Here is a 3346-nt window from a genome sequence, read left to right as displayed (position 1 = left end):
CCTCCGCCCGGTCCGCCGGGACCCCCCGGCCCCGCGGACCACGCAGCCTACCGAGTGGCGCGAGGTCAGAACACCGTTCCGACGTCCCGGGCGACGAGTTCGTCCGTGGCCCGCTCGGCCACGGCGGCGATGGTCATGGACGGGTTGCAGGCCGCGGTCGTGCCGGGCATGAGCGCCCCGTCCAGGACGTAGAGGCCGCGGTGGCCGAGGACCCGTCCCGCGAGGTCGCAGACGACGCCCATCGAGGCGCCGCCGAGGGGATGCCAAGTGGAGGGCACGATCCCGTTGGTGTCGAGGAGGAGCGAGCCCGGCCCGGTGATCGCGCGGGCGCGCTCGTGCAGCCGGTCGTACAGGGGGCCGTCGCCGCCGCGGGGCCAGCGCAGGACGGCGTCGTCCTTCCGCGCGTCGTAGACGAACCGTCCACGCCCCTGGCTCACGCCGTAACCGACGAGCATCGTCGAGCGCAGGTTGACCGGCAGCGGCGGAAGCGACGCCTGGATGACGGTGTTCGCCGTAGCGGGGTCGTCCCAGTCCTTGCTGCCGTACACGACCGGACCGCCCTGCGGGACGCCGAAGTCGTCGGCGAAGTCGGTCCAGACGTAGATCCGGTCCCCGTTGGTGCCCCAGTCGGTGCCGAGACCATCGGGCATATCCGGTATGTGCCCTTTGGCGGCGGCGCGCATCAGCAGCTTCGTCGTGTTGGCGCTGCCGGCCGCCATGACCAGGGCCCCGGCCGTGATGATCTTCTTCTCCAGGACCGTTCCATCGGTGGCGATGCGGTCGACGAGGACCTGCCAGCGCCCGTCCGCCGCCATGGCCACGTCGGTGACGTTGTGCCGCGTCGCGACCGTGACCCGCCCGGTGGCCCGCGCCGCGGCGATGTACGTGACGTCCACCGAGTGCTTGCCGCCGTTGTTCACGCCCAAGGAGCAGTCACCGTTGGTGTAGGACGGTTTCATCTCCCCCTTGAGCTCCCGCAACGCGAACGACCAGTCGATCGGCATCGGGATCTTCGACACCTCGTACCCGGCGCGCTCGGCGTTGCGGGCGAAGACCCGGGACGGCCGGTAGGTGTCCCCGGCGATCAGCTCGTCCGGCGCGGTCGCCACCTTGAGCATGCGGGCCACCCGCGGGTAGTGGACCCGGTCCATCCGCGCGAAGTCGAGCTCCTCGGGCATGGTCGCGTTGAAGACGTGCGCTTCCGGCTTCAGCGTCATGCCCTGGTACACGAGCGACCCGCCACCGACGCCCGCGGCGCACATGATGTTCATGCCGTCGCCCTTCACCAGCTCCAGCAGGCCGGTGTACGGGTCGTGGACGGGCATCGGCATCCCGAACAGCTCCGGGTCGAGCCCCATCCACATGACGCGCTTGTCCGGACTGGTGGCGCGCGGGAAGGTCTCGGCGTCCGGCCCGGTAGGCCACCGGATCCCCCGTTCGAGGACCAGCGACGGCACCCCGGCCTGCGCGAACCGCAGCGCCGCGACCCCGCCCCCGAACCCCGACCCGACGATCACGAGCCGGTGCTCCTCCCGAGTCACCGGCACCCGCCTGCGCGCACCCGCGTGGGCCCGCGGCGCGCCGAGAGCGGTGAGCCCGGCAGCCGCCGTGGCACCACCGAGCAGGGAGCGACGACTGATCTCGACCATGGGACTCCAAACCTCGGAGGACCGGCGGACGAGCCCACGACGACGAACCCGCAAACCGGAAGTAACCGCTTACCAGTGCGCCCCCGACGTTATTGATCAAGACCCCGCCTTGTCTAGCCGATCGGCTAGCAAATTCCTAGCCGAACGACTAGCCCAGCACAGGCGGGACGATCACGGCGTCCCCCGTGCGGGCCTCGGTCAGCGCCCCTTCGGCGGCAGCAGGCGCATCAGCTCGGCGGCGGCTTCCCTGGCCTTGCCCGCGACGTCCGTCCCCTTACCGGGCACACGGTAGGTGACCTGCGCGACGAGCAATCCGTCCCGCACGATGACGTGGGCCTCGGTGTAGTCGGACCCGTGCCGGACACCGACCACGCTCGACTCCCCGATCCCGGCCGGCTCGCCTTCGTCCGGCGCTCGGCCGTCGTAGAAGTCCCGCACTTCAGCGGCCTCCTTCTCGGCCGTCAGCGCCCCGGAAGGGCGGTAGGCGCTCAAGCCCAACTGGGTGCGGTCGTCGGCACTGGCCCAGTCGCACTGCACCTCCCCGTAGAAGATCGCCTGCGAGACGGGAGCACGCGCCTCGGGCACCAGCCGCGCGGCCTCGGCGGGCGGAAACCAGATGCAGAGATCCGCCAGGGGCGTCCGCTGCGGGACGAGTTCGTCGCCGTCCGACCGGGCGGCGGCCATGATCACCAGGAACGGCGCCCACAGAAGAACCGAAATGAGCAGTGCCCCCATAAGAAGCCCGCTTTCGCGCCTGTTCAGCCTCATGCCAGCTTCTCCGTCACCGCGCGCAGGACGTCCCCGGCCTGCCGCCCTGCCTCGTCCGCCGATGCCGCTCGCCGATTGTGGAGCGCGACGATCACCAGGTACCCCTTCACGTGCGCCCTTCCCTGGGCGGTGAAGCCCCAGCCGTCCTGCCATGCCACGGTGTAGGCGTCGCCGTCCCGCATCATGGTCGGCTTGCGCCCGGCGTCCCGCATCGCCTGCAAGGTCTCCTCGTACGACCGCTCGGCATAGGACCGCGACCACGCACCTATGTGAAAGTCGATCCAGGTGCCGCTCTCCGAGGTCGAATCGGTGCTCCACCGGCAGGCCACCGGATGGCCGTAACTGTGCGCACTCCCTTCCGGCAGCACCCGCGCGACGACGTCCCGCGGGATCTGGTCGCAGGCGACGACCGCGTCGGGGGACCTGCCCCCGCCGGTCTCCGCGACGATCCACGCCACCGGCCCGACCAGACTCACGACAGGGAGCACGATCGCCGTCCCCCGCACCCAGGGGCGCAGCCGCCGCCAAGGGAGAGGGGCACCGTCGATCGCCGGGGGCGTCCCGCCGCAGGCCGCCAGGTGCCGCCTTTGCATGAACGCGACGGCGTCCTGGACCTGCCGGCCGTTCGGGTGCTGGAGGAAGATCCGGCCCCCGTCCGTCAGTCGGAGCGCGACGTGCGCCCGGCGGCCCCGCTTCAGCACGCCGATCCACGCGATCGCCGCCCAGGGCACGAACTGCCGCCGCAGCTGGACCGAGAAGACCGCGTGGCAGCGGACCCCGTCCTCGGCCACCGCCGTCGGCGGCCGCATCCGCGCCGCGAACCCGCCGACCACGAAGGGAGCGAGCGGGAACAGCGCCACCAGAGGGATCAGGAGCACCCGGGGAACGAGAAGGGCGTACGCCACAACGCCCCCGGCAACCAGCAGCCC

Annotated in this window: 3 protein-coding genes; all 3 read right to left on the bottom strand. The window is 71.5% G+C overall.

Translation table 11 applies throughout. The annotated features are described in order from the left end of the window. Window positions 1-65: 65 nt before the first annotated feature. Window positions 66-1649, bottom strand: a complete 1584-nt coding sequence (locus tag E1200_RS32165) for a GMC oxidoreductase (protein ID WP_131956264.1) — start codon at window positions 1647-1649, stop codon at window positions 66-68. 198 nt (window positions 1650-1847) lie between these two features. Continuing rightward, window positions 1848-2417 carry a hypothetical protein gene (locus E1200_RS32160; protein ID WP_131956262.1) on the bottom strand — a complete coding sequence of 190 codons (570 nt, stop codon included), beginning with the start codon at window positions 2415-2417 and terminating at the stop codon, window positions 1848-1850. Next, window positions 2414-3346 (bottom strand): PH domain-containing protein (locus E1200_RS32155; RefSeq protein WP_207933650.1); only part of this gene is annotated, 933 nt, incomplete at its 5' end. The genes E1200_RS32160 and E1200_RS32155, both read right to left, overlap by 4 nt.

Source organism: Actinomadura sp. GC306 (genome assembly GCF_004348665.1).
In the GTDB taxonomy this organism is placed as follows: Bacteria; Actinomycetota; Actinomycetes; order Streptosporangiales; family Streptosporangiaceae; genus Spirillospora.
Note: the sequence above shows the minus strand (reverse complement) of the source record. Positions and strands in the feature narration are given on the sequence as shown.